The following is a 22183-nucleotide window of genomic DNA, read 5'->3' as shown; positions in this document are numbered from 1 at the left end:
TCATTTCAAAGTCAATTTGCCATCTGTAGAGTATGAGGTCGCAGCATACATCATGGCAATTCCGGATATTCTGAAACGGATACCAGGAGACTCCTTGATGTCCCCGTTTGAATGGGTATGGCACTGGGAAGACGACAATGATCCTGAAACCAAACGATTGTCTGATGCCATATTCTATATGGACGATCCTTACAAAGAGTTAGTAATGGCTGGATTCCATATGTATAACGGGGAACCTTTCCGCTTAAATAAAGGTCTGGACCGATGGGAAGATGTTCACTTTCAAGTGTTCATCCAGGCGTGCAAGATACGCGGGAAGTTTGAATAGACCCTTTGTATTAAACAAAAGGAGAGGAATTTTTCATGCAAAAGAAAGTGCTTCTCTTAGAATCAATAAAAGAATTAAATCTAGATCAAAGAAATGCGCTGCTGGGATATATCTTTAGTAAATATATGGATGACGAAGAGTTCCAGAAGTTTGTTTTGGATGGTATCAATTTGTTAAAAGGGGTTACATTTGATGAGGATGGGTTACCAATTCCAGATAAGATTAATTTGCAATAAGAGTCTAAAATGAGAAACACGCCCATCAACTTCGGACGTGTTTCTTCTATTATATACATTCTTATACTTGCACTTTGCTATTAATCAAATCAGCTAAAGTAGAACCCGTTTCTTCCTTCAAACTATGGAGGTAGATTTGTGTTGTCCGGATGTCCTCATGTCCGAGTTCATCCTTCACATCCTGAATACTGGCACCCGAATCCAGGGCAATGGTCGCAAATGTGTGGCGAAACCAGTGGGGTGATACATCCTTAGCCTTTTTCTTCAAAGTAGAGTGTTCTTTACCTGCACGAATCGTTGCACGTTTAATCATACTCCATACATGCTCCCGAAAAAGTCGGTTGCCGTTTTTATTAGGGATAAGTGGAGCCTCCGGAGACTCATTTAGTTCCAGCCCCCTGTTCCTCAATGATGACCGCAGCTGCTCCCTATATATTAAAATGTCGTACATCACATTTTTGGGGATCTTCTTTCTGGTCACCTTACCACCTTTTCTTATTAACTTAACCATGGTATCTCCATACAAGCCGCTTTCTAAATCCGCATTGTTGATCGCACACAATTCCGAGACACGCAATCCCTTCAGAATAAACAGGCTTCCTATAATACGGAGAAGCGGTTTCTTCCTTAATTCATTGAGCACAACCTGTAGTTCTTCATAATTCAACTTTCTCTCTGTTATCGCCACAACCTTCTGGCCAATCGAAAACTCATCCCGAAAGTTGTGTGATACAAACCCCTTCTCGTATCCAAAACGAAGGATACTCTTCAAGAAACTCAGCTTACGTACAGCCGAATTGGGAGCATACCGTTCTTTTATGTATCGTTCATAAGCGCGTAATTGTAATCGACCAATGTCCTTTAGTCTACATGAAGGAGGAGCTGGATCTGCAAGACCAACAGTGTTGAATGCATTTGCCGGATCTGCAAGAAACTCCAGCAACACATTCATGTCCCGTTTGTATTCCAGAATACTATTTGGTTGCAACTGTTTATTACGTGTTTTCCCATATAAATAGAAGAGAAAGAAAATCCAATCATCTTCAATGAATTCAAGCGTTAACGTTTTCCCGTCTTTTAGCAAAAGAGATCGCATGTCCTCATGATCCATCCATCCATCTGTTTGAATCAAATGGGCAAGATTGTCCCATGAGGTTTGAGTTTGTAAATCGTAGCGACTATGTTTTATGAGGTCGAACATGTTGTCCCTCCTCTTCTTCGAATTGTCTGAAAATAATAGCGATAATGCAAACACCAGTTCTTTCTATCATCATATCATATTTTGAAAATAATAGTAACAAAAGGGCGTCTTTTGTTACTATTATTAACTGATATATATCGATACGAAAACTACATAATAAATATTATGTAATCTCTTATTTCTATGCAACTTCACTTCTCATTTGACTGAAAATTCCACGAAAAATATAAAGTCCAAAAATGGGATTATCGGAGAAACTATTAGACACTAGAATCTCTCCTAAAGCAAAGACCCAGGGGAATAGAATTCATTTTATTAGTTCCCAACGAAAATAATTGTAAATTCCATCGTTTGATTCTATACTTGGTAACAATTAGGTCGAATTTCGGAGTAAAACAGGTTTTGGTATGAGTCAAAAGGGGTATATAGTTAATTGGGGTTTCTATCGTAGCTGAAAATCATATCAACATCATAGACCTTGACCCTATCGATCAAATATAAGTTCAATAAATATTTGTACGAAGTGGAGGAATCAGGATATGACATGGTTTTGGGTACTGGCCTACTTATCGGGGCTTATAGTCGTAGCGATTATAGCATTTCGGAAAATGGAGTTCATAAGCGAACTTATTATGGACTTAACAAATCGCGATTATTTAACGGTACGTGATTTGATATTCATCTTTAGCGGCATAGTGTTTTATCCCATTGTAATCCCTGCATTGGTCTTTCTGTTAGCTTTTGCGTTCATTGTGCATGGAGTAGAGGGATTTCGACAAAAATGGAAATCACTTTTTGGGTCCATCGTTTATCGGAGAGATCGGTAGTAGGTCTAGTCTCTTCAAATACATGGTCAATTTCCCCATAAAGACACAAAGTAACAGTGTACCCATTTTTTCTCCAGTTTTCTATTTCCCCCTCAGGTATACCATAAGTCTTCCATTTTTATGTGTATAAATGTAAAATTAGACATAGGTAATATGTAACATGGTTTTATGGTTCTTTTTACTTAAAATATAAATTCTTGTTATATGTGCCGTTTGATTTTTCATTTTTGAGAGGTCGTAAGGAGTGTAACAGATGAATGAGACAGAAGACAAGATCATCACAGACGAAATGATAAGGGAGGCACTCTCATTACTAGTCTATTTCTCAGAAAATGATGAAAAAGCTCGAAACATTATCAATCAAATTGAGTCATATAGCTTGCCGCGAAAATGAATAATACGAAAAAACATCCCGTTCCATTGAACGGGATGTTTTTTATACCATGTTTACTTTTTAACCGAGGCTTTTACGCCATTCGCATACATGATAGCCGATTGTATTATCATGTTACGCATTTCTTCGTTTTCAATCGACAATAAGATCTCATGGAGCTCATCGATCTTCTTTAATTGATCTTCAGAATACTTTAATCCTTCTTTCACTTCATCTTGAAGATGGCTATCCGTTCTTCCAATCAAATAATCAACTGATACGTTGAAGAAATCAGCTAAATTTTTTAGCATATCATGATTGGGTTCGTTCACTTCGTTTTCATATGCACTTATTGTAGTTTTTGCAACATCTAAAGCTTCTGCTAGATCAGCTTGGGTCAAATTCCTCATTTTTCGCAATAAACGAATCCGTTGCCCTATCATTTTTATCACACCCAATTTCTATACTTACTTAGTAAATTCATGTTCAATGGAATATACAAATGAAGTTTTGTGTTCCTATACTCTCATTGTAAGGCAAAATCACCATAATTACACATAGAAATATTGGAATTTCACAAAATATGGTAGACAAGCCATTGTTCATGAATTATGGACTTTGATGTTGGGGTATTGTACATGAATCGTGGACTTTGGGGGAAAGTCTATGAATATTATACATGATATTTCGCTGATTAGGAAGTTGTAAACTAGGTATAAGTACATATATCATGTATTTTTTATTGCATTTCACCAATGATGTAATTATAATGATCCTGTGTACATGTTTCATGTATTTTATGGTGATTTATTATGCAATATAAACTCCCCGATAAAGATTAGACATAATGTACTTCACTCAATATAAAGCGGAAGTATCGATCCCGGCTACCGTTCTCTATAAGAAAACCTCTCTAGTTCCAATTAGAAAGTAGTATAGGACCTATATAGGGGCTTCTTAAAACAAAAAGTACATGTTTTATAGATATTTCTATTAAGTTCATATTTACTTATCAGTTTTCAGGAGGATCTTATGTCTAAAGGAAAATGGTTAGAGCTGAATGCTGCTTATCGAAAACAAATAAGGCAATACCGCTCAGAATTGGGGCAACTTGAGGCAGACGAAACAGACCTATCATTTATTAGAAGGCCTAATGATATTGATGTGTATTTGAGGAAGAAAGAAATCCTGATGATGATTAATCATTGCCAGCATGCATATCAGCAACTTGGTCTAAGACTTGGAGAAAAAGTAGAACAGGAATGGCTCGATATTTTAAAACCTATCGAGAAGACTGTTTTTCTTCTCCGTTATGAGCAGCAGTTATCCTATCAAGAGATTAAATCTATCCTTGGGATGCCTGAGCAAAAAACCAGAGAAACTTTTCAAATTGTAATTCAAAAGGTTCTTAAACACATTGCTAGTCAGCCACAAACTTAAAAATGGCTGGCTTCTTTTGCCGAAAGTCCTCCCAAAGGGCTTTGGACAGAGGAATGAAGCAGTGAATAAAGGAGATGACAATTATGTCAGCGATTTTTGCGATACAAGTCTTGAATGGTAAAGAAATACATGCGAAGAGTGAAATTCTTCGACAAATGAAGAATTACGGTATTCAAGCGATCAAAGACGTCATTGCATTTGAAGTATTCACTAAAAGATTTCGAGGAAAAGAGTCAGCTCCTACTACAGCAAGAAGCATCGTCCCAGGATATATCTTCGTTGAAATGGATATTGCTGGTTTCGACTTAAAACAAGACGGTGAACTATGGTCTTTTATCAAAAAGATCCCCTTTGTGCAGAAAATACTTCAATACAGCATAGATGAAGAAGAATTTGAATCATTTTTTGAGGTTGTTACTGAAGAAACCTATGATTTCGAAGTAGCTGTTAAAGAAGAGCCAGAACCCGATTCATTGGATCATGCTAACGCATTGCACTTGGCCAATACAAGTAATAATCCGAAAGATAAGCGCTATTGGTTGCAACAGTTAAGCCGTGTGGGTTTATTAGAACGTTTGAACCTATTGAAATCAAAGGCGAATTCCTTCCTGCAAGGTATTTCCTCTACAAATACACCCTTAGAGCATCCACAAAAACAGCTCTTGTCCTTTATAAAACATAGTGGGGGCTGGAGAAAGGGCAAGACCCCTACTTTCAGATTCTCGGGACAGTTGTTTGTTGAAACAAGGAAGGTAATTGATCCCAACACAACGTTATCAAATTCACTTTTGACAACCGGTGTATTTATTGTGCCTCACATTATATCGTACCTGGAAAAACATATGAATTTACTTCTCTCGCCACAGACTCAGTCTAATACTTTGTTTTCATCGTTCAATAGATGGCGGCATAATTAATACGACTAGGTTCCCCCGGGTTCCTAAGATATGCACCTGAAAAGGAGGCTCAACCTATCATCGGGTTGTGACTGGTACCCTACGGGCCGGGCGTCGAATGTACGAGTCGATGGTGTACTGGGAGACGGCGAGAACCAGCGATCAACCGGAGGTAGTGCGGAAATTCGCTCAGATATGGCGAGCGACTGAGAAGATCGTGGATTCCCGGACGCTTCAGGTAACCGGTCACACCCTGCCAAGCGCGGTTTTTGCAAAACTAAGCAGATTGGGCGTTAGACCTATGGTACACGGAATAATGATTTCTGGAGGTACTGAAAATGAATGAAACTCAAGGCATGAGAGTTCAAGTGCACGATTGTTTTTTGGATATAACAGGAACTAAACCGAACGAAGAACAAATCACAATTATTGTCGAAGAAGTTCCAACTGACATTAAAGGCTTAGCTCTTCAATGGGGATGGTTTGATACAGAAGTTAGAGAGAAAATATACCTGTGGTTGGAGTCTAAATATTCGAAGTAAAAATTAGACTGAGATAATAAAGACTGAACGTCAGCTCCGGCAGCTGTGGTCGGCGCAGCAGTCTAATACTATCAAAACCTGACGATTTTCCGTGACAAAAATCCGCGGCAATCTGCAACATTAGTCTAATATTATATTTTCTTCGTACACAGAGCACCAAGCGCTTCACTACAGGTATTTTCTCGACGTGAAGCCCCCTACTCTCATATATATGTCCGAACCGTTTTTAAAGCTTGCATCACGATCCATAAGAGCTGGGGTGGTCAAGCCCTATTGTGATTATCTCAATGTCCACTAGCCCTACGTGTTCAACAAACCGTGTTTCTCGTCCGTAATGACAAGGATATAAACATGGCATTTCGAAACAATCGGATCGCCGTTAGAAACAACCTCTATAAGCTCCAAAATTATTGATTCTTTGTACAAAAAAACCGGAAGTACAGGACTATTTATTCGCCATTGTAAATGACAAAAAACCGTTCCGTTTAGTTCGGTTTTTTTATTTTAATAATGATATTGTCATTAGATTTATTTACGATAAAGAAAAGGTTTATGTCTTTATTCTCAACAATATCATCTTAATTATAATCCTTAATATTTTCATGGACATTTACATAACTATAAACATTAATACTATCAATAAAAAGATTGATATTGTTATCAGATACGTTATTATATTTAATCATGATAACTTTTTCAAAAATATATTTGTAATCATTTTTAAAAAAGTTATCATATATATTCTCTTTATCATATATATACTTATTTACATAACCATTATTATTAATATTGTCGTTGTCGTAAATAAGATTATTAATATTCATGTAAGGTTTTTTTATTGTTATATTAGGGTTTCTCGTGTTTATAGGAGGAGTTCCCGATCTTTTGTAGAATAATAATTAGTGAAGAAAAAGGAGGTAGAATATATGGCAACTGTCATATGTTTTGGTATTCAAAAAGGTGGCTGTTCAAAAACAACAACAGCGGGAATCGTTTCCCACATGTTTTCTAGAGGCTATAAAGTACTCGCGGTAGATATGGACTGTCAAGGAAACTTGACTGAGCTACTTACTGATAAAACTGCAAATGAATTCAGTGATCAAACAATTCTTGAAGCTCTACGTGATACTAATGCAGAACCGTATATCTATAAAATCAATGAGAACCTTGATATCCTTCCAGCTAACAATTTACTCGCAATTTTGCCCAGAACATTATTTGAGATGTTTGGGTTAAAGAGCCAGGCTATTTACCTACAGCTGAAGGAGATTTTGCAACCCCTTCAGGATAAATATGATTACATAATAATTGATACTCCACCGTCTTTGTCTGAGCATACAATGAATGCTCTTGTAGCAAGTGACTACGTGGTAGTTATGTATGAATCCTCAGCTTGGTGCTACTCAGCTGTCCCGAATTTCTTGGATTCAGTGGAAGTAGCGAAACAATTAAACCCTAGGCTCAATATCGTTGGTATTCTGCGGACATTAAATGATGTTAGACGTTATGATTCAAAGGCTTTTAACGATCTTATTGCGGAAGAATATCCTGAACTAGTTTTCGAGACCATTTTAAAACGCAAAGCAGCGACTGGTAGACTTTCGTATTACGGTTTTAAAAATAATCCTACAGAGATCAATGAAGCTTTAGATCAATTTGAAGATTTCTTTAAGGAGATGAACGCTCGTGTCAGCAAGTAAAGCCGACCGGATGAAAAATCAAATAAAAAATAGAAGGACAGCTGCTGAAATTTTTGTGTTTGGAGATGAAAAAAATACTGAGGATTTGGTTGGGAACAACACAGCCAAACCCCTTGATAATGTTGATCAAAAACCTGACATCAATGTTAATAATGATGTTAGTAAAAATGTAAATAATGATGTTAATGATAATAATGATATCTCTGATAATGAGAAAAAAGACGATATCATTAATGATAATGAAACTGTTATTGTTAATACTAATACTAATGAAATTGATGATAATTTTAATGGCAACATTGATAGTGAAGTTAATAATGAAGCTGTTAATACTAATGATATTGATCGGAATACCCAGCCAGATGTTGTTGGTACAGGGAATACGCTTGATCTAATCGCTCAAATATATAATGATAAAAAAGGCAATAAGAAGACCCTGAAAGGATTTTATTTAGAACCTGACGTGATATCAGCACTGGACAAAGTAAAGAAGAAATTCGGTAAAGGATTTCAATCAGATTATGTTAATCAGGTATTACGACAGGAACTCCAGAAAGCTGGCTTCATAAAGAATAAAAAATAGCGTCTCCTTATGGGGACGCTTTTCTTATTATAGATACAAAACAAAAACCACTTCAAATGAAGTGGCTCTTGTAACGATCAGATATTATTAAATTTGAAATATTATACTAGAACGTGACTAAAATGAAAACTATTTTATGGTAAAAATAAAGCTTGGCAAATGTTTATTTATGGTGTTAATTTAGAAACAACGATCAGGGTCAAGGTAGGAAATTGCTTGCTCACTCTTGCGAAAGTAGGCTTTCTGCAAATCGGCGTCTTAGTTATACACCTGTTCGCTAAACAAGGTGTTTTTTATTTTTAGCATCGAATAGTAAAAATCATATAAAAAAATAAGCTACCACAAAGGGTAGCGATCGTTAACCAATGGCTTCAGCTCTGTTCAACCGATGGACCAACATCGTTTTGAACAAAACACTTCCAACAAGACAATATGCTGGCTATGCAACTCTACTTTCCAAAATAAGAAAGTCAGGAGTCGTCTTTCTTATGAACTGAAAGTCATATGGCTTTGCTAATTCCAGTATAAGGCATAGAAGGCCTCGATAACAAGAAAATCAGTTCATTTTCAGGTAAAAATGCTTCATACATGCCAGAATGTCCATAATTCATGCTCTATTGAACATTAGTTTACGAGAGATAGACTTAAGAGAACTAGAATGAGGATCAAAAAATTTTTTTCATAGATAAACGTATTCGCTAGTACGAGGGGTTGGTTTTATCTCTAAAAAAAAACGTATTCGTTAGTACGAGGGTAAAGTTCTTACCAAGATTTTCATTCGTATTCGTTAGTACGAGGGTAAATATTGACTTTATAATTTCCTGTTTTCCGTATTAAGCAGTAGACCTTGCCTTAATGCCATAAAACACTAAAATTCGTCAAAGATGAAAAACGTATTCGCTAGTACGAGGGGTTTGAAAAACGAAACCTTAAAAAACGTATTCGTTAGTACGAGGATCAATTATAAGTGAAAAACAGAAACATATTCGCTAGTACGAGGGTTTTGTATTCGTTAGTACGAATTGAGCACTTTTACCAAGAGTAGTATGGTAGAGGGAAAGTTCCGGGAAAGGAGTGAGAAGTAGTTGATTACACAGCAAATGATATCCAAACTTAGAGAAATGAATGCAACGCAAATCAATCTTAATCTCTATTTCTCGCTCCATATCGACTGGAACAGACAAGTTCGTGGGAGCATACAGGAGTGGGCAGCAGCCATTAAATCAGATGTTAGGTGGGTTCAGAAAGTCATCCGTAAAGGAATTGCCTCTGGCCACTTTTCTCGTCATGCCCAAGATCCTGATGCATTAATCTTTAATTTAACAACTTCCGCGGTAGAGTTTAATAAGTTTACTACGAAATATTGCAAACACTATAAATTCCTCTATTGCGATGCTTTCAGGAAGTTACCAGTGAACGCGATGCGTATTGTATTAATCGCAGCCTATGAAGCTTCCATTCAAAGCAATAACAAAAATAAACCTGCCAATACAGTTCGTATCCATAAAGATGAACTACTATCACTTCTTCCAGTCGATGAAGTGAAGTTTCGTCATGCCTTGACTGAACTGAGCAAGGCCGACGAGCTGCCGATACATTTCGAGGAGATTAAACAAAAAGATACCAAAGGAAAAGAGCACACCTTTATTGAGTTTACTTTTACTGAGGATCAGATCGCACAAGTATTAGAAAATCACACAGAAAAATCTCTACTACAGTGGTCTATCTTCGAGCATCAAATGGATCGCGCTATCACAGATAAACATTACGAGGCAATACTTAGCGTTGCAAAGTATCTCTTTAATGTACTAGGACCTTCCTATCGTGACCTTGCCCGGCAAATCTACCAGGAATCACTTGATGTATTGCTTACACAAGTAAGAACTATGGACAAAATGGAACCGGATCAGTTATCTGCATACTATCGAGGAATTGTTCTAAACTTCTTACAAGAGCCACTTCAGCATCTCATGGTTGAAACCGTAACTCGGTTAGCTGAAAGAGAATCTATTGCCAATACGTTGATCGCAACACACCAGCAATTATCCGAAAAACGTGTGAATGTAAACAGTTGGATTGGCTACGAACCCAATCTTTTTAACAAAACCGAGATCACACAATTACGGGAACAATATGCTTTCCTCCAGGAATGTACTAAAAAGTGGATGAAGGCAAAAATCCAAAGCGAAATAAATAAATCCTCAAGACAATCAGATGAACACAGTAGTGTTGCGACTGAAATTGCCAACGATTTAGTAAAATCACTGAAGGCCAAGACCGACAGTGTAATTGATACAAGAACGGTAGTGTCACCACGATTATTGGTAAGAAACATTGAACATACAATAATCAAATTACAAGAAAACTACGTCGTGCTGCTGGATCAAGTAATTCGTGATCTGTCACCAGCGGCGTAACCCCTATTTTCGCATTGGCCAAAAGGTCAGTGCTATTTGTGTTGGTTCCTTTAGATTTTCCCAAAAGTATAGCGGAAATTTCCCGGTAATTACTCAAAACTATATGGAAAAATGCACCTTTTCCTCCACATAGATGCCACTCTGGCTTCCTTTTTTTTACTCTTTGATGTTGTGAATAGATATTTTGTAATAGTGAATAGATATTTAGTAACTGTTAATTGAATAATATGGATTGTTACTAGATACATTTCAAATGTGAATAACGCCAATCAGTTGTGAAATGCTGATTGGCGTTACAAAAGTTTTTTTGGAAATCGGCAAACCCTTGATACATCTAAGCTCTCAAGCTACTGCGTTATATGGTATTATTATTATTGTCTTATTTAAAAGGATTTAGATTATAGACTTAGTTAAAAGGATTTAGGAAAGAAATAGAAGATCCTTACTAAGGATTCGGAGGTGACACCTAATGTCTTCTTCTACATCAACCAAAAAAGGGAAACTACAGAATAAGCTGAATGAGTTCTCCAAAGAACTAATCACTCTTGATAAAACATTACCCAACAATGTAGCTGAAATGCGTCAGTTAGTATTTGAAAGAGCTTCAGAAGCTTTACAAGCTCATAAACTATATGAGCTCATTAAATATGAAGCTGATCTGGGGAAAAAGAAAGATAATCCTAATATTGACCTGGAATCCTTAACCATAATAGATTACTCCATCAAAATTCTACGTCTCGCTCAAGAGAAAAGAACGGAGAGTTACAAGACACATGATGTACAAGTAAGTAAAAATGTGATCGACCATGGTGCTGTTTTATTCGTAAGTGGAAGTAGCAGCAGAACAAAAAAATCATCAACAAATAAGAACCAGGGGATTGTTCTTGAAAAGTCAGATAACGGTAAGAAAATCCTCACTTACGAAAATTCATCTGGTAGATTGGTCACCCTATTTGATACAAGGGTTTTTTTAGGACTTCATAAGATTTGGGAGCTGCGTGGAAAGCAAAAGAAAGTAACGTTTACTCTTCATGAGTTGTGTGAGACTGTAAATATCGGAACTACAGGGAAAGATTATGCTAATGTGAAGGAATCTCTATCTGTCTTGTATGACACGTCAGTTGTCATGAGGAACTACTACATTAAAAATAAGAACCAGCGAATTGAGACGACCAAGTTTCATTTAATCCAAGGTGAAAATAAAGTAGAATTAAAGAGTGGCGAGAATGTATATGCTGTAGAACAGACAATAGTCTTTTCTGATTATTTACAGCTCTCCTTAATGGAGGGATACGTTAGTTTTATTAGTCTTGCACTATTAGAAGATCTACAGAGTGCTACAGCACAAGCGATATACTTAAAATTATGTGGTGAGAGTCTAAATGATGCAGGAAGGTATGAGTTTAACGTTGATCAGTTAGCTGAGATCATTGGGCTTTCCTCCAATAATACTAAAAGCAGAAATAGACAATTGATCAAGCAAGCTTTAGCTGAGTTGGAAACAATAAAAATTCTAAAGTCATTTTACTTTCCACCACGTACTGATAAGTTTATTATGTACCCGAGTGATTGGTTTGCTACGATTGCCAGGAAAGAGGAAGCCAATACGCTCACCGATGTTGATGAAATTCCGCGTTTGATAGAAGGTATCCTGTCACGATCCATCATTCAAAATTAGCTTACGTAACCTAATGCCCTGCCAGTCCTTCTAGGCTATAGGGCATTTTTCTTTGATTAACCCCACACTGATAATAACCACAAGAAGAATTTGCTTGAATATGGCAAAAGAACTTGCGAGAATAGAAGTGGTAATAGTATAGCTACAACAGCAAAACGAGGTCTTGTTTACCAGTTAGGTAGGCAAGGCCTTATTTGAATGGAGGGGAAACATATGTTTCAAGGGATTACTGATTATGTTTGGTTGAGTCAGAAGCGGTTTGTAGTGTCCTGGTTGAAGAGTCCAGATGGAGAGACAGTATGGGAAGCGATTGCACCTTCTTGTCAGGAGGATAAACGTGTAGATTTATACGATTCCATCGTGAATTTGCTAGAAGAAGTGAAGAAACGAAATATTAAGGAACTGACTCTGATTATAGATGACCATATCGTATTTAATCATCTAACAAAGACTTGGGTTCCTCGAAAGGTTTCATATCAACGTCGGTATGATCAGGTTCAAAATTTGCTTGCTTCTACTTTCTATGTGGCCTTTGATCGAATTACTGTAAAAGAGCAGAAACAAGCCAATATGCTTTTGCATGAATGGGTATCAGATGATGATGAAGATTATAATAACCCCGATCTTGTCATGATTAGTTTCTTGTGATATATTGACAAATATGAAGTGCAAGAAGTGTGCATACTTCATTTTTTTACGCCTGAAAGTACATGAATCATAGTTTTCCTTATGAAAGGAGCGTGATTATGGATGAAATTACGTCCATACCAATTCATGGTAACCAACCCCAAGCAGGTAAATGAATGGAGGGGAAGGTATAAAGGAGCAAAGGTCACGATATTCAAAAAACTAGATCAAAAGCGTAAAGCCTTTTACATATTCACTATAGAACATCAGCGTGGTATATACGATTCTAATGCAGAGGATGGGAAATCTTCTGAAACACTTGAGGAAGCACGCACTGATGCAATGAAATGGATTGACTTATATAGTTTTCTCAATAGTCCTCTCATGGCATTGAGTCATTATAAATAACGGGTATTCTAATTTTTTGGCGTAATATTAGGGACAAGAAAAGAAAAAATTGTATAAACTGGCTGACTAGAGGTGGAACATTCATTGACCAAACAAAAAAGAATCTTCTATCACTTTTTGACCCCGATTTTGGTCGGACTTGGAGCATATACTTTTTATTGGTTGGGGCATGTTAGTTCAGATTCGATAAGCATTCCTCCTGGAATGCAGCAAGATCAGCTGAAACCATTGGAAATGGGCCAGATGATTCAATACTGGAAAGAAAAAGCGCTTCTGGTTGGATGGTGGTCCTTCGGCATTTCTGCGGTTGTGTCGACCTTGATATATCTGTATACGTGGAAAGCAAGCAAAAAACCAAATGTTTAAATTCAAAACTACGGATAGCCTTCTGAATGAGCATGAGGGCTATTTTTTATTTGCCGAAAAAGGAGAGATTATGATGACACAGACCAATCGTTATAGTGACCTAGTGGAAAAGCAACGGCAATTGTATCTAGATCAAAAGGTTCCCGTTAACATTTCACTCATCGAGCAAGACGGTGAGTGGTGTTGGGTGGCTAGTGTTATAGAAAACCCTGAGTTTCAGTTATTTGTCAATGAAACACAGCAAGAAGTGATTGAGCTGTGTGAGGAATACGAATTGCCTTTTGAAATATAAAACAAAGGGGGGTTTATAGAGTGATTCTTTATCAAAGTGTGCTCCACGTTCAAAAATTGCTTTCTAAGAGACACAATTTGATTCGACAGCTACGGAGCTGCTCAAGCGGAGAAATAGAAAAGCTGCGTAAAGAAATTGCACTGGTTGACAAAGAACTGAAAGGGATAGGAGCCCAAGTACGAATATGATGGGACGTACACATGTTACTGTCGCTACGGCCATTTACTGCACCTATACTCTTCCCAAAACATTGGAGGATCTACCGATGTGGGGAATGGGGTTAGGTGCAGTTTTGTTATCATCTCTACTTCCTGATTTAGATGAACCCAGGAGTCGAATCGGTGGCTTACTCTTGCCGATCATCCCATCTTATTTACGCCCACTGGCATTTACTCTAATCGGAGCATACCTAGCCTATACAGGAGCCTCCAATGGAATATGGTGGCTTCTTTTGGTCGGTTTGACTCTTTTGTTTCTAGTAATGATTCGGCATAGAGAAAGTCCTACTCACGCACTTGTAGGTTTGGGGTTAGTTTTATCTCTCACATACTCTTGGAAGCCTGAGTTAATCGTACCAGTACTTATTGGATACGGTTCACATCTAGTTTTAGACATAATCACCGAAGGGATTTCATTACTATGGCCAATACCAATGAGAATAAGAATTCCAATAATGTCTACAAATTCTTTATTGGAACGATGGGTGGTCTATCGAGGTTCTCAGGTTTGGATATTAGTCATGATTATACAAGTAGTCAATAAAGAAGTTCTCCAACCGATTCAGAATTTTGTTCATCGGTTTTGGTAGAGCTTCTTTTATTACTTTGGAAAGGGGGGATAGAAGTGTAGGTAACAGATCAGAAGTGGACAAGAAGCGCTGATTCTAACGTGAATTTGGAGGGTTATAAATGAATATTGCAAGTAAGAGAATGTGGTTTGTGCCAATGCTAATTTTGATTACGCTTGTCATGTCTCTGGTTTTAATGGCACCGATAGAGGCATTTGCTGAGGGGAAGCTGCAAATTAATCCAGATACCAAAGTATTAATTGAAACAGGTGAATCGGTTACAGAAAAAGTGGTTTCGGCATTTCAACAATTAGCTGGGTATGCTTGCGTCATTCTTTTCATTATTTCTGTGGTTGTCCGATGGACCGCTGGTGGCAACCAAAATAAAATCCAAACTGCAAATAGCTTTGCTTTTTGGGGCGTAATAGCTTTAGCGATTGCCTTTACAGTTGATCGTCTTGTGTCCTTCTTTATGGGGCTATTTGCAACGTAGGAGGTTTTTATGTACGGAGAACAGCATCTATTAACTTATAAATCCGGTAAAGAATCAACATTTGTTAACATCGGTCCAATTCAATTATCATTTCGACAATTGCTATGGTGGTTAGGCGGTGGGTTTGTCAGCTTTTTGCTGACAAGCCATATTCCACCTCTTCCTTTTGTTGGTTATTGGGGATACTTACCACACTTAATCCCATTTAAGATCGCGTTAGCATTCTCATTTCTTAAACATCCATCAACTGATCTACCTCTGGGTAAGTACGTTAGTATGTGGTTTCAGTTTTGGCGAAGAAAGAAGGTGTACTTTTGATTCGACATAAATATCTATGGTTTCTCTGGCTTGCCTTGTTTCACGTTTCAGGTACAGCTTATGCCGCGGAAGGGAGCTTGAAATCGTCCGGTGGCTTCGACTGGCTGCTACTTAGGGATATTGGTGTTGTAATAATTGCCGGTATCTTAATGTATTACTTGAAAAGAGGGAAGAAAGAAAAACCGAAAGAAAAAGCCGTTGATTGGTTTAAACCAAAGGAAATTGATGAGGATGGGTTTATTGTGACCGACGATGATCGTTACATGATGATGCTTCGTGTCCAGCCCATCTCTTTTATTTTGAAATCGCCACAGGAACAACGTGCAATATGGTTGACCTTTCGTGAATGGCTGTCGATGCTATCTCATCCGGTACGGTTTCGCATAGAATCACATCCATATGACTTACAAGAGTACTTCCATGATTTAAGAAGCAAGGCAATTGAAATGGGGGATGTACTCAATATTCAGTACGTAAAGGAACAAGAAGATGTCTTTAATCAGGTCATTCAAGATCAAAAGATTCAAGATCAACAATGCTTCCTTGTGCTTGAAACAGATTATCGTTTTATGGACGAGTTGGCTGGTGCGGTCACAAACCCATTAATTAGTGATGTACTTCAAAAATTTAGAAAGGGACAACAATCAGATTATCGCGAAATCGCGAAACAGGAGCTGTTAAATAGTTTGAGAGTGACGCAAAGCACTTTTTCAAACATTAAGTTGTATACGGCACCAATGAATCGTAAAGACGTAAAGAACTACCTAAATGGTTCCATTAATCGTGAAGTATCTGGACTTGTCTCGCTCGATGAATTTGTACAACGGGTTGGGGGAGTCGGGGAAGATACCGTGTCCCTTATGAATATGCAGGTAAGGAGTGGCCAACATGTTTTGGAGAAAGGGAAAGCCGGAGTTACCGCCTGAAGAAAAAACTCAAAGTGTTTTAAGTGAGAAAGAATCAACGGTTATGTCACCAAGTGTATTAATCGACCGTCAATCTGATGCTTACAGCGATTACCGAGTAGAGATTGGAAACAACACAACAGGTGCCAAATTTGTTCGGACATGGTTTGCCAAAATGACAGGTAGGACAACATGGGTTGGTATGCTAGATCGTTTACTCCTTCAAAGCGGAGAAGCTGAAATAGATTTAACTGTGGCCATTGAGCCTATTGATGGTAGCACAGAAATGAACCGCATGGCGGATCGGATCGCGCTTCTACAAGCGGATATGCAAAATACTCACCATCGTGCGAAATTAGGAAGTATGTATCAAGAACTAAGCGATTTAGAACAACAAATGGCTCGGCTACGGACCAACGAAGAAAAGTTATTCAATACCTCCTTTATTGTAAGTATTGGCTCAAATAAACCAGAGATATTGCAAAAAATGAGTCGATTGATGGTAAAAGCTATGGGGAGTATAGGGATGTTGTTTAAGGCTGCGGATACGAGACAACTTCAAGCGCTCCGTCATGCTATTGGCATCGGCAAGAGATCCGATTTTGATGATACTTACATGCAAATGGAGTCTAGCAATGTTGCGGACTCCTTTCCTTTTGGTTATGGGGGGTTGTCTCATCGTACTGGCATTGTTCTCGGGTTAGACCATTATAATCGACCTGTCTATTATGATAACTGGCATCCTCCATTAGCCAATCAAAATGGGCTCATTTTTGGACGATCTGGTGCAGGTAAGTCATTTGCTTTTAAGATTATTACAAGACGTACTTGGTCCCTCGGTGTACCAACGGGTATTGTAGATTTACATAGAGAATATAAAGATTTAGTAGACTCCATGGATGGTGTTTATATCGAGTTGTCTCCAACGGAAGCTAACCATCACCGGATTAATTTGTACGAGGTGCGTGAAGAGACGGACAAAGCAGGGAGAACCTTCGTCAATTTGGAGGAATCACACAAGGCTATTTTGCCATTCCTATTTAAGATCGTTCGGCTTCTCGACAAGAATGAACTTACTGGGCAAGTGAAAGTGGCGCTGTATGATACGTTACAAGCCTTGTATGAAGATTGGAAGATCACAACAGATCCGCAAAGTCTGTTTGTGACAAAAGATGGAGAACAATATCGTAAAAGTATGCCGACGCTATACGATCATTATCAGTTAATGAAAGATCACAAAGATTTGCAACGGGTTCTGCCATTTTTCCGGATGTTTACGAGGGAAGGTGGAGACCCAAGCAAATCAATATTTGATGGTGAAAGTACATTTGACGTAACAGAGTTTAAACCGATAGGTATTTGTTTAGAGGGGCTGGATAAAGAATGGATGCAGCCTCTTGGTATGTTTGTCTCCATGAAGTGGCTCTATGAAAACTTTGTGAAGAAAAATCGTCGACGAAAACGCTTGTTCATCGATGAAGCTCAGAAGGTTTTGGAGAATGAGGAGGATGCCATTGCACTCGAAAATCAATATCGTGAGATTCGGAAGCTAAATGGAGGCATCTGGATAGCCACACAGGGCTTTGAAGTGCTATTGCGGGTACCACAAGGCATGGGGATATTGAAAAACGCTCCTACGAAGCTCCTAATGCGTCAGGAGGCGATCGATATCGATGCTGTACAAGGGAAGTTTGATTTGTCCGAAGGAGAAGCTATGCGCTTATTAAATGCTCCGAAAGGGGTGGGTATTCTCAAAGTGGATGAAGAAAGTACGATTGTACGTATTCTGTCTACGCCTGAAGAATATTGGCGTTACACAACCGATATGAACGACCTGGAGGGGGTTTCATGAAACGACATAGATTCCTCCTTTTTATCATTTGCCTATTGATTTTAACAGGGTGTGCCACAAACAATTCAGCTTTAGATAATCCAGTTACCCCAAGCCCTTCTCAAAATGATTCCCTTCCCGAATATGAGGAACCAGGGACTTTTGAGAAGATGATTGCTGACTTTGTGGTGGCTATTCCAAACTTTATTGTTAGATTCTTAGGCCTTAAAGACATCAATGAGCTAGTTTTTGGATTGAAGCAAGAATCAAACCTTGTTTATGGCTTAATTCCTTCAGCCATGTGGGAGGGGATTTCGAATATCTTCTCCATTCAAGGTGAATTGATCGGTTATTTACTAGTTTTGGCTTTGTCAGCATGGGTATTCCTAATAGTTTTCCAAGCAGGTAGCCCTGCATCCCAAATGACAGCTAGGGATATGACAACAGGATTTCTCATCTTTATGGGGTCAATGTATTTCGGAAGCTATATATTTCAAATGATTTTTGGTTTGAATACGTTTCTAATTCGATTTGGATATACAATTGTGTCTGCATTTTTCCAAGAGATGAGCATCGGTCAAGTAACCGATGTGGGATTTTTCAATGCACTTGCGTATAGTCTTGGAATTGTGGATATGAGTGGTGTAGCTGCGATGTCGGGTACTGCTGGGGGGGTTGCAGGAGCGTATTTTGCTATGACGACAGGTGCTGCTGTTTTACCATATGCAGCGGCAGGTGTCGGAATTGGAATGGCTCTGGTACTTGTGGTAGCTGTATGTTTTGTTGCAGTCTTTAACTTTCAGTATGTTAATCGAATGGTTGGGATTGCATCACATATTGCGTTTTTTCCGGCAGTAGCCTACTCTTCTATATTTCCTGCTAGTCGGAATGCATTTAGTATATGGTTGAACTCTATATTATCGCTGACTCTGTCCCAAGGCTTTCAAGCAATGTTCTTAGCCTTTCTTTATCCAGCGATTTTTAATAACGGTTCATTTGTTTCAAAGGTGATACTACTTTTTGTATTAATTGCCGGCTTAATTGGTATCCCTGCACTCGTTACCATGGTATTAGGTTCACCAGGTGGTGCAGTAAGTTCTGCATTTGGACTGAATGCTTACGTAGGACTTGGACAAATAACCAAAGTTATGAGGGGTGGGAATGGAGGGGGAAACAACTCCAAACCTCCTGTAATGGACTCAAATTTGGCTACGTCTTCGAACAAGTCATCTACACCACCCCCGAGTGTAGGACAAGCTGGTGGTGCAAAAGGATTCTTACCGAATATGGAGTCTCTTATGAACGTTTCAAAAGGGGTCAAAGCCGCTGGACAGAATGCAGTACATGCGGCACCAAAGGCGTTAGCTTATTCAGGAGCTGGGTTGGTAGCAGGGGTTGGAATTGCAACCGTTGCAGGAGCTGCTTCAATGCTTACGGGCAATATGGGGGCTGGTATAGGGGTTGCTAATGCTGCGATGGGTGCATCTCGTCATGCAGCTCGTGGCAAGGGAAGGGTATCAAGCAATACGCCATCCACACCGTCCCAAACAGTTCCTGTCCCATCTTCATCAGAATCGTATTCAAGTTCAGGTCAAAACGTGACAAATGGGCAAAGGGCAGCAGCACCTATTGATGCTTCTTATAACCAGCAGCCGTTGAAGCCCAATGTTCCGCTGGATCAAACCCAGAATACCCGGCAAGGCAATATCCCTTTATCTAATACGCAGACAGCTCAATCTAATCGTGTGCCAACTCATACACCATCACATACGGTACCCCCTGACTTATCTGCGCCACCTATTAAACCAACCCTATCAGGTCCTGCTTCAACGGATACGGTTAGAAATAATAATGATGCAGTATTGGGTAAATACGACACAAGCAGTACTGGTCAAGAAATTAACACAAGCCCAGCAATTTCTAATACAACTTTGCAAATACAACCATCAGTTTCAGCTCAACGAAACAATTCTGTTCCATCGACAGACGTTCAACCCAAAACGAACAATGTATCACAGCCTTCGCCAGTCCAAAATGATCTTAAGCCATTGAAGCCTGATCAGCCATATAAGACCAATCAATCAATGAATCTGAACACCATTCAACCTCCCGAAAACCGATGATGTAGGAGGGATATAGTGAGATATTTTAAAGGTTTGTTTGGATCATTTCTTAAGTTTTTACTTGTGATTGGTTCGATATTTGGCTTACTGTTCTTTCTCGGGTTCAGCGGAATAGCCTGGTTGTTTATCATGCCAATGACCTACCTTGATACTGAGGGGGTCATTGGTTTTTTTACGACAGGGACAGATGAATGGAATACCAAAAAAGATAAGGAATTAGGTGATAAATACCAAGAGTTAATGCTCAAGGACTTAGGTTCTAAAGAGCAACAAATGTACACGCCAAGTCAATATGATCAAGGATACGGGTTTCGGTTGCCCTGGACCCTTTTGGCAGCTGTGGATCGGGTGTTAGGAGATCCCACGAATAACGACAAGACGAACCGAAATCCGCAGCCTGAAAAGCATTATGCAGCATTAAAGCCAGAGTTTACTTGGAAGCAAGCAACTGTAATTGTAAAAAAGAAAGAGGTAACTGAAGATGGGAAAACAAGGTGGGTTACCTATACGTATCCTGTTTCCTTGTTAGATCGTGTTGATGCGTATAATGCTACTCATCAGATGGTGTACCGCAAAGTCGTTACAAATGACGAAAGTATCATTGTTGAAAAATACGAGTTAGAGAGTGTGGAAACGGAGTTCTTACCAGAGGATGAAAATCGCCTATTAACGCTACTAAAGTCGTATAAATTACCGAAGAAAGATCAGCAGTTAGTGATAGATTTGGCCCTCAATTATAGCGGGGACAAGTGGGAAGAAACGCAGTATCTGCTTTCCCAAATTGGAGACAAGGCACCTTCTACAAAGCCAGGTGTTCCGGAAAATCCCAATATCCCTCCACCAATTGTAGATGGAGGATGGACAGGTATCCTTCCCCTTGCAGGCAAAGAAGGAAAAGACTACTGGATGTCATCTTCCTTTGGGTATCGGCGCGATCCATATACCGGCGTGACGTCCTACCATGATGGTTTAGATTTAGCCGCTCCTCCTGGTACTCCTGTTTATGCACCTTTGGACGGTGTAGTAGTGCACGCCAAAAACATGAATGGGTTTGGAAAGACGATCATGATACAACACGGTGGTTATATAACTCTCTATGGTCATTTATCGGCAATTCAGGTGAAAAAGGGCGAGCAGGTGACAAAAGGAAAATTGATTGGGAATGTGGGGTCAACAGGAAGAAGTACTGGGCCTCACTTGCATTGGTCGGTATACAAAAATGCCTTTGGAAAGAAGAATGCGATTGATCCCCTCCAATTTATAAAGACCAAACAATAAGGGAGGACTGGAAAGATGAGAAATATCGGATTAATGATAGCGTTGCTTTTTATCTGCTTATGGAGCGTGCCGCAGGCGTTTGCAGAAGAAGGGCAAGCTAATAAACAAAACTCATCGGATACACAAGTAGATTTGAATCTCAAACCTATGACTCAAGAAGAAGTTAAACAAGGCTTTTCAAAAATGCAACGGGATATATCAAATAAGGGTAAAAGCTCATCTGTTCCTATTGCAATGGCAGGTCTGGTCATAGGTGTTTTCATCATCATTATCGGAGCCATATTTAGTAAGAGACTGGTTCTTACCGGAATAGGAGTGATTGGAGCTGCCTTTATGGCATTGTTTGTTCTTGGAGATTTGCAAGGGGCACTTTCCATTCTTGAAGAGTGTGCTGAGTTACTCCGGTCATGGATGGAATAAAGCTTGCATAGAACGGAAATGAATGGTAATGTGTGATTATTGACAATTAGCAATTGCCAGAATTACACACTTTGATAGATAGACCTCCTTCTCGTTTGAGCAAGGAGGTTTGTT

23 protein-coding genes are annotated in these 22183 nt (G+C 38.8%); 21 read left to right on the top strand and 2 right to left on the bottom strand.

Going from position 1 to position 22183, the window contains the following annotated elements; translation table 11 throughout:
• Positions 1-97 precede the first annotated feature (97 nt).
• Positions 98-328: a hypothetical protein gene (locus ACM6JA_RS23130; RefSeq protein ID WP_414854242.1), complete on the top strand. Its 231-nt coding sequence runs from the start codon at positions 98-100 to the stop codon at positions 326-328.
• Positions 329-363: 35 nt separating this feature from the next.
• A complete protein-coding gene (locus ACM6JA_RS23125; protein WP_414854241.1) occupies positions 364-564 on the top strand; it encodes a hypothetical protein in 201 nt (66 codons plus the stop codon).
• Positions 565-625: 61 nt separating this feature from the next.
• On the opposite strand, the gene ACM6JA_RS23120 is transcribed toward ACM6JA_RS23125, so the two are convergent.
• Positions 626-1765 carry a tyrosine-type recombinase/integrase gene (locus ACM6JA_RS23120; protein ID WP_414854240.1) on the bottom strand — a complete coding sequence of 380 codons (1140 nt, stop codon included), beginning with the start codon at positions 1763-1765 and terminating at the stop codon, positions 626-628.
• A 1080-nt stretch (positions 1766-2845) separates the two neighbouring features.
• Here ACM6JA_RS23120 and ACM6JA_RS23115 point away from each other — a divergent pair.
• The gene (locus tag ACM6JA_RS23115) at positions 2846-2986 is read left to right on the top strand and encodes a hypothetical protein (protein WP_414854239.1); all 141 of its coding nucleotides are present in this window, start codon (positions 2846-2848) and stop codon (positions 2984-2986) included.
• 53 nt (positions 2987-3039) lie between these two features.
• Here the strand turns inward: ACM6JA_RS23115 and ACM6JA_RS23110 are convergent, their stop codons facing one another.
• Entirely contained in the window at positions 3040-3408 is a 369-nt protein-coding gene (locus tag ACM6JA_RS23110) for a helix-turn-helix domain-containing protein (protein ID WP_414854238.1), read from the bottom strand.
• Between the two features lie 589 nt (positions 3409-3997).
• Between ACM6JA_RS23110 and ACM6JA_RS23105 the strand changes: the two genes are divergently transcribed.
• The 18 genes from ACM6JA_RS23105 (at position 3998) to ACM6JA_RS23020 (ending at position 22069) form a co-directional block, all read left to right on the top strand.
• Entirely contained in the window at positions 3998-4405 is a 408-nt protein-coding gene (locus ACM6JA_RS23105; protein ID WP_414854237.1) for a sigma factor-like helix-turn-helix DNA-binding protein, read from the top strand.
• Positions 4406-4488: 83 nt separating this feature from the next.
• Complete coding sequence (locus ACM6JA_RS23100) at positions 4489-5322, top strand: transcription termination/antitermination NusG family protein (RefSeq protein ID WP_414854236.1); 834 nt, start codon at positions 4489-4491, stop codon at positions 5320-5322.
• Positions 5323-5639: 317 nt separating this feature from the next.
• Positions 5640-5843, top strand: coding sequence for a hypothetical protein (locus tag ACM6JA_RS23095; RefSeq protein WP_414854235.1), 204 nt, complete (start codon positions 5640-5642; stop codon positions 5841-5843).
• Positions 5844-6769: 926 nt separating this feature from the next.
• Positions 6770-7543: a ParA family protein gene (locus ACM6JA_RS23090; protein WP_414854234.1), complete on the top strand. Its 774-nt coding sequence runs from the start codon at positions 6770-6772 to the stop codon at positions 7541-7543.
• Positions 7530-8126, top strand: coding sequence for a hypothetical protein (locus ACM6JA_RS23085; protein WP_414854233.1), 597 nt, complete (start codon positions 7530-7532; stop codon positions 8124-8126). The genes ACM6JA_RS23090 and ACM6JA_RS23085 overlap by 14 nt, the downstream gene beginning before the upstream one ends.
• Positions 8127-9211: 1085 nt before the next feature.
• On the top strand, positions 9212-10543 hold the full coding sequence (locus tag ACM6JA_RS23080; protein WP_414854232.1) for a hypothetical protein: 1332 nt from the start codon (positions 9212-9214) through the stop codon (positions 10541-10543).
• A gap of 469 nt (positions 10544-11012) precedes the next feature.
• Positions 11013-12221, top strand: coding sequence for a replication initiator protein A (locus tag ACM6JA_RS23075; RefSeq protein ID WP_414854231.1), 1209 nt, complete (start codon positions 11013-11015; stop codon positions 12219-12221).
• Positions 12222-12434: 213 nt separating this feature from the next.
• Positions 12435-12869, top strand: a complete 435-nt coding sequence (locus tag ACM6JA_RS23070; protein ID WP_414854230.1) for a hypothetical protein — start codon at positions 12435-12437, stop codon at positions 12867-12869.
• A gap of 102 nt (positions 12870-12971) precedes the next feature.
• Positions 12972-13256, top strand: a complete 285-nt coding sequence (locus ACM6JA_RS23065; RefSeq protein WP_414854229.1) for a hypothetical protein — start codon at positions 12972-12974, stop codon at positions 13254-13256.
• Between the two features lie 84 nt (positions 13257-13340).
• Positions 13341-13622, top strand: a complete 282-nt coding sequence (locus ACM6JA_RS23060) for a hypothetical protein (protein WP_414854228.1) — start codon at positions 13341-13343, stop codon at positions 13620-13622.
• A 73-nt stretch (positions 13623-13695) separates the two neighbouring features.
• Positions 13696-13914, top strand: coding sequence for a hypothetical protein (locus ACM6JA_RS23055; protein WP_414854227.1), 219 nt, complete (start codon positions 13696-13698; stop codon positions 13912-13914).
• Between the two features lie 184 nt (positions 13915-14098).
• The gene (locus tag ACM6JA_RS23050) at positions 14099-14722 is read left to right on the top strand and encodes a metal-dependent hydrolase (RefSeq protein WP_414854226.1); all 624 of its coding nucleotides are present in this window, start codon (positions 14099-14101) and stop codon (positions 14720-14722) included.
• Between the two features lie 100 nt (positions 14723-14822).
• Positions 14823-15194, top strand: coding sequence for a hypothetical protein (locus ACM6JA_RS23045; protein ID WP_414854225.1), 372 nt, complete (start codon positions 14823-14825; stop codon positions 15192-15194).
• A 290-nt stretch (positions 15195-15484) separates the two neighbouring features.
• Positions 15485-16438, top strand: coding sequence for a hypothetical protein (locus tag ACM6JA_RS23040; protein ID WP_414854224.1), 954 nt, complete (start codon positions 15485-15487; stop codon positions 16436-16438).
• A complete protein-coding gene (locus ACM6JA_RS23035) occupies positions 16401-18269 on the top strand; it encodes a VirB4 family type IV secretion system protein (RefSeq protein ID WP_414854223.1) in 1869 nt (622 codons plus the stop codon). The genes ACM6JA_RS23040 and ACM6JA_RS23035 overlap by 38 nt, the downstream gene beginning before the upstream one ends.
• Positions 18266-20371, top strand: coding sequence for a hypothetical protein (locus tag ACM6JA_RS23030; protein ID WP_414854222.1), 2106 nt, complete (start codon positions 18266-18268; stop codon positions 20369-20371). Before ACM6JA_RS23035 ends, ACM6JA_RS23030 begins: the two co-directional genes overlap by 4 nt.
• Positions 20372-20386: 15 nt before the next feature.
• Complete coding sequence (locus tag ACM6JA_RS23025; RefSeq protein ID WP_414854221.1) at positions 20387-21649, top strand: M23 family metallopeptidase; 1263 nt, start codon at positions 20387-20389, stop codon at positions 21647-21649.
• Between the two features lie 15 nt (positions 21650-21664).
• Complete coding sequence (locus ACM6JA_RS23020; RefSeq protein ID WP_414854220.1) at positions 21665-22069, top strand: hypothetical protein; 405 nt, start codon at positions 21665-21667, stop codon at positions 22067-22069.
• The last annotated feature ends 114 nt before the right edge of the window (positions 22070-22183 follow it).

This window comes from Brevibacillus sp. IT-7CA2, from assembly GCF_949767855.1.
Classification (GTDB): domain Bacteria; phylum Bacillota; class Bacilli; order Brevibacillales; family Brevibacillaceae; genus Brevibacillus.
This window is presented reverse-complemented; position numbering and strand designations above follow the sequence as displayed.